This window comes from Corallococcus terminator, from assembly GCF_003611635.1.
Classification (GTDB): Bacteria; Myxococcota; Myxococcia; order Myxococcales; family Myxococcaceae; genus Corallococcus; species Corallococcus terminator.
Map to the genome: position 1 here is coordinate 1 of NZ_RAVZ01000526.1, position 4,214 is coordinate 4,214.

The following is a 4,214-nucleotide window of genomic DNA, read 5'->3' on the forward strand; positions in this document are numbered from 1 at the left end:
CCGGGGTGATGCTGCGATGGGCTCCGGGGTGATGCTGCGTGGATAACTGCCGTTCCGGGGTGATGCTGCGACGCTCTCCGGGGTGACGCTGCGATGGGTTCCGGGGTGACGCTGCGTGGATAACTGCTGTTCCGGGGTGATGCTGCGTGGGCAACTGGAGGCGGAAGCGGCGTCGGTGATGCGGCCGAGAGGGCACGGAGCAGCTCCGAAAGCTCTCGGGCGGGGAGGCTGGTAGCGTCCGTCCCCCGAAAGTCCTCCAGGAACGCGCTCAGCGGGCCCTACGCACGACGGAGAGGGCACTGCCTTGGGCTTTCCCGCCCCTCGACGCCAGAGCGAAAGAGCGGGGCGTAGCGCCCGTCAGGAGTCTGAGCAGCGCGCCTGGGCGAGCAGCACTCGGTGGATCCGGAGCAGGCGCTCCTCGGAAGAGGTCAACATCCAAGGGACGGCCGCACCCGTTCGTGGGCGCCACGTGGCCGCCAGTCGGCGGCATCACCGGCCGGGAGCCGGTCCTTCATCCCGGACCAGGTCGCTGGAGCGGCGTAGGTGGAAGCCCGCCTGCATGTGGATGCCCGCGGTGGACCTGCGACACACTGCTGCATCGAGCAGGGCCTACCCGACGGCCGCCAAGAGGAGTGCAGCCGTAACACGGCCGACGCGACTGGCTGGAGGAGCTGGAGCCGCGTCAGTCCTTCTTGGTGGTCGCCGGCAGACTGAGCACGTGCGTGCGGCTCGGGTGCAGGCGCAAGCCACCCTGGACGAACTCCAGGTTGGCCTGCGGGTAGAGCGCGTGCACCTTCTGCCAGTTGCGTTTGAAGTCCCTGGCAAACTCGCTCATGTCCTTGTGAGAGGACCCCATCTGGGCCGCGAGCGCGCGCCACGGAATGGCCCGTGTGGGCGCCTCCAGCTCGTGCACGCGAAAAGTCACCCAGGTGTAGATGTCGATGCCCAGCGAGGAGTGGAGGCGGGCCAGCTCGCGAATCACCCGCATGTCCACCGGCACGTTGTGCCGCAGCAGGTGGTTGTAGAAAATCTGGTTCAGGGTGATTTCGCTGGTCCACAGCCCGCGTTCATCCGGCCGAGCCGGGTCCCACAGGAGGTTGCGCGACTCGATGGGGAAGATGTTCTGCCCCTGGTCGGCCGCCGGGCGCGGCTTCCAGCTCCCATCCCGGTCCTGCGGCGGATTGAAGCTCCAACTGATGGGAGAGTGGATGAGTCGCGTCAGTTGGTTCTGCACGGCCTGGTAGGTGCCGCGGGCGCCCCCGGTGCGCTGGATGTCCAGCTTCTGCAGGAAGTTGCCGAAGGTGTCCCCCAGCTCCAGCTTGGGGTTGCGCGTGCGCACCGCCTCCGTGCCCATCCACGCGAAGATGAGGCGGGCGAGCGTGCCGTAGGGCAGGCCGTATTTGACGTGCTCCTTTCGGACGGGGTCGAAATAGGACGTGTTGTTGATGGTCAGCGTGAAATTCCGGTTGACCCTCGACCATGCCGGGAGGTCGTCACCCGGATTCTTGTGGGGCAATGACGTCTGCACGAGGATCTGCGAGTAGAAGCCCAGCTCGCCAGCGTCATAGGGCGCGACGCTTCGCACATCCTCGACGACCTGAACGACCTTCCGGAGATTCTTCGCTCCCAGCTTCCGGTTGTCGTACTTCTTCTTGTTGGTGCCGGCAGAGGCGCTGTCCGCATCGTCGGAGAGAAGCCGCGCCTGGCGCAGTAGGGTGTCCTGGTGCTGCGCCGGCCTCTGCAGCGAGATTCCAACCGAGTCGAACAGGTCGGGGCTTCTGAAGTTGGAGTCGCTCATGGGCGCAGGTCCTCGGGCCGCCGGATCATCGTTGATCACCGCTCGCCTGATCGGAAGTGGCGGATCATCGTCGCCGGTGCCTTTTGCGCGCCGGCAGACGTCTGCGGGCCGGAAATTGGGCCTGGGCGCGGTGCTACAGCCTTGTAAGAGGCAAGGTTCTTCAGCACGGCCGCCACGTAGGCAGGCGTCTCGCCGTTGTCGGGGAGAGCGGCGCCTTGCGGCCTTGGCCGCGCGTTGTAGGCCACCAGCGTGCTGATGAGGTCCCCCTCGTAGTGGCGCAGGAGGACGGCCAGGAGCCGCGCTCCGGCGAGGATGTTGCGCGCCGGCTTCCACAGCTCCTCGACGGTGAAGCCGAGGCGGGCGGCGTTGAAGGGCATGATTTGCATGAGCCCGATTGCGCCCACCGCCGACAAGGCCCGGGGGTTGAAGGCGCTCTCCTGTCGGATGACGGCCTTGATGAGCTCCGGGGGCACCGCGAAGGTGCCTCGGACAGCGACGACGGCCGCCTGAATCTCCGCCTCGAAGGGCGTGGGGGCCGAGAAGTCAGAAGCTGGGGCCGACGCCAGGAGGAGGAACAGCAGGAGTGAGGGCATAGAAAAAGCGCCCGCCCTTCCAGGCGGGCGCTGCTCAAGGAGAGGGGATGGGGAGGTGCTGGCCTAGAAGTCGCCGAAGAGGTCCGCGGCCGGAGCCGCCTGAGGCGCCCGGGCCTTGGCCTGGCCTCGCGCCGTCACCGTCTGCACGGTGGGCTCCTTCTTCGCAGGAGCCTCCACCTGGCGCACGTGCATGTAGTTCGTCAGCCCGAATCCGAGAACGAGGCCCACCGTCAGGCTCGGCTTCCACGTCGCGGCCTTCAGCATGAGGGACATCAGCATCATGGGCAGCATGGCGAAGAACATCATCGGGCACCTATGTCAGTGGCGGGGAGTAGCCTTGTGACGACGACCTGCGAGCGACATTCACTAAATGATGCGGATTCTGCACTAATTAGTGCAGGCGGGCGTTTTTGGCAAGGTGGAATGAAAAGGGGCTGGCCGCGTGAGCGACCAGCCCCTGCGCTGTGAGTGCGGCGTGGGCTAGCACGGTGATCACGGCGGTTGAGGCGGGTAGCCGCAGTAGGCGAACCAAGCGGCTGCGTCTTGCGGCCGCACGTCCGAGAGGGCCTCTCGCATGGCCTCAATGAGGGAGGCGTGTGTTCGTGCGCCGATGGCTTGCAGGCGCGTCTTCACCTTCAGCCAACACGACTCGATGGGGTTGAGGTCGGGGCTGTAGGGCGGCAGGAAAAGAAGGTGGGCCTTGCGGCTGCGAATGAGCGTCTCGACAGCGGGCCGGTGGTGGGCGCTGAGATTGTCCATGACAACGACATCGTGGGGCTTGAGGACGGGTAACAGCCCCTCTCGGACGTAGGTCTCGAAGCGTTCTCCATTGGTGGCACCCTCGAAGGTCAGCACGGGTCCTACGCCTTGGAGCGTCAGAGCCCCAATCATCGTGAGGACCTGCCGACGTCCCATTGGCACGTAGCCGCGTGCTCGCTGCCCTCGCTGAGCACGCCCATAGCGGCGAGTCATGTTGAGGGTGGCAGCGGTTTCATCAATGAAGTGGAGGTGCGAAGGTTTCAGCCCGGCGGCTTTACCCAGATACCTCCTTCGCGCTTGGCGACTCTTCGCCAGCCGTCGCTCGGAGGCGAGGAGTGACTTTTTTTTCGGGTGTAGCCCAGGCGCCGGAAGGCGCGCCCCATGGTAGGCCGGCTCACGCGTACGCCCGTCGCTTCTGCGTAGGCATCCGCAATCTCCTGCGTCGTGCCGTCGGGTTTGGCGTCCAGCAGTCGCTTCACCCTGGCCAACTGCGAATCGGGAATTCGGAAGTGGGGCCGAGGGCCGGGACGCAGTGGAGCGATGGAGTGCGTGCGCTTCCAGCGGCCGACGAGTCGATCAACCGTCGCGACCCCTACCCGAAACCGCTTGGCGATTTCTTCCCAGCTCCCCTCGTGCGCCAGGTACGCACCGAGAATGCGTTGCCTCAAGTCCATCGAAATTGGAGCGCCCATCGCCCCAATTTATGGGCTCCGGAGCCAACGACCTCGCTCCTGCGCTCTGGGCTGGACCAGGCCAGGGCTGCGCTCCTTGCTTCGCGCCATCAACATCCACGAGCACCGTTGTAAACGACGGAGCGCGATTCCCGATCGGCCTGGAGAGTAGGCGGGCGCCAGCAGCGCGGTGATGGGGCTGCGCCACCTCCACCGTGGTGGCCGCCGTGCTGCGCTAGCAGGAGCGCGGCCGTGAGGGACTGCGAGATGGCAGAGCCTTCAACGGCCAAGTCGCCCGCGACCATGGGACGCGCGCTGGTGGCCTCGGTGGGCGCACGTCGCAAGGGTGCGCTGCCCCTGGCCCGCGCGGCGGCGGCGCCAGCGCCTGTGGCA

Annotated in this window: 4 protein-coding genes and 1 pseudogene; all 5 read right to left on the bottom strand. The window is 66.3% G+C overall.

Going from position 1 to position 4,214, the window contains the following annotated elements; genetic code table 11:
- Positions 1-682: 682 nt before the first annotated feature.
- The 5 genes and pseudogenes from D7V88_RS39390 to D7V88_RS45610 all read right to left on the bottom strand — a co-directional run bounded on the left by D7V88_RS39390 (position 683) and on the right by D7V88_RS45610 (position 3,842).
- Positions 683-1,798 carry a replication protein RepA gene (locus D7V88_RS39390; protein ID WP_120545661.1) on the bottom strand — a complete coding sequence of 372 codons (1,116 nt, stop codon included), beginning with the start codon at positions 1,796-1,798 and terminating at the stop codon, positions 683-685.
- 35 nt (positions 1,799-1,833) lie between these two features.
- Entirely contained in the window at positions 1,834-2,391 is a 558-nt protein-coding gene (locus D7V88_RS39395) for a lytic transglycosylase domain-containing protein (RefSeq protein ID WP_120545662.1), read from the bottom strand.
- A 63-nt stretch (positions 2,392-2,454) separates the two neighbouring features.
- A complete protein-coding gene (locus D7V88_RS39400) occupies positions 2,455-2,682 on the bottom strand; it encodes a hypothetical protein (RefSeq protein ID WP_158625260.1) in 228 nt (75 codons plus the stop codon).
- 201 nt (positions 2,683-2,883) lie between these two features.
- A pseudogene (locus D7V88_RS44920) lies at positions 2,884-3,501 on the bottom strand (IS630 family transposase); the annotation flags it as partial.
- The gene (locus D7V88_RS45610; protein WP_120545665.1) at positions 3,411-3,842 is read right to left on the bottom strand and encodes a helix-turn-helix domain-containing protein; all 432 of its coding nucleotides are present in this window, start codon (positions 3,840-3,842) and stop codon (positions 3,411-3,413) included. The gene D7V88_RS45610 and the pseudogene D7V88_RS44920, both read right to left, overlap by 91 nt.
- Positions 3,843-4,214 lie beyond the last annotated feature (372 nt).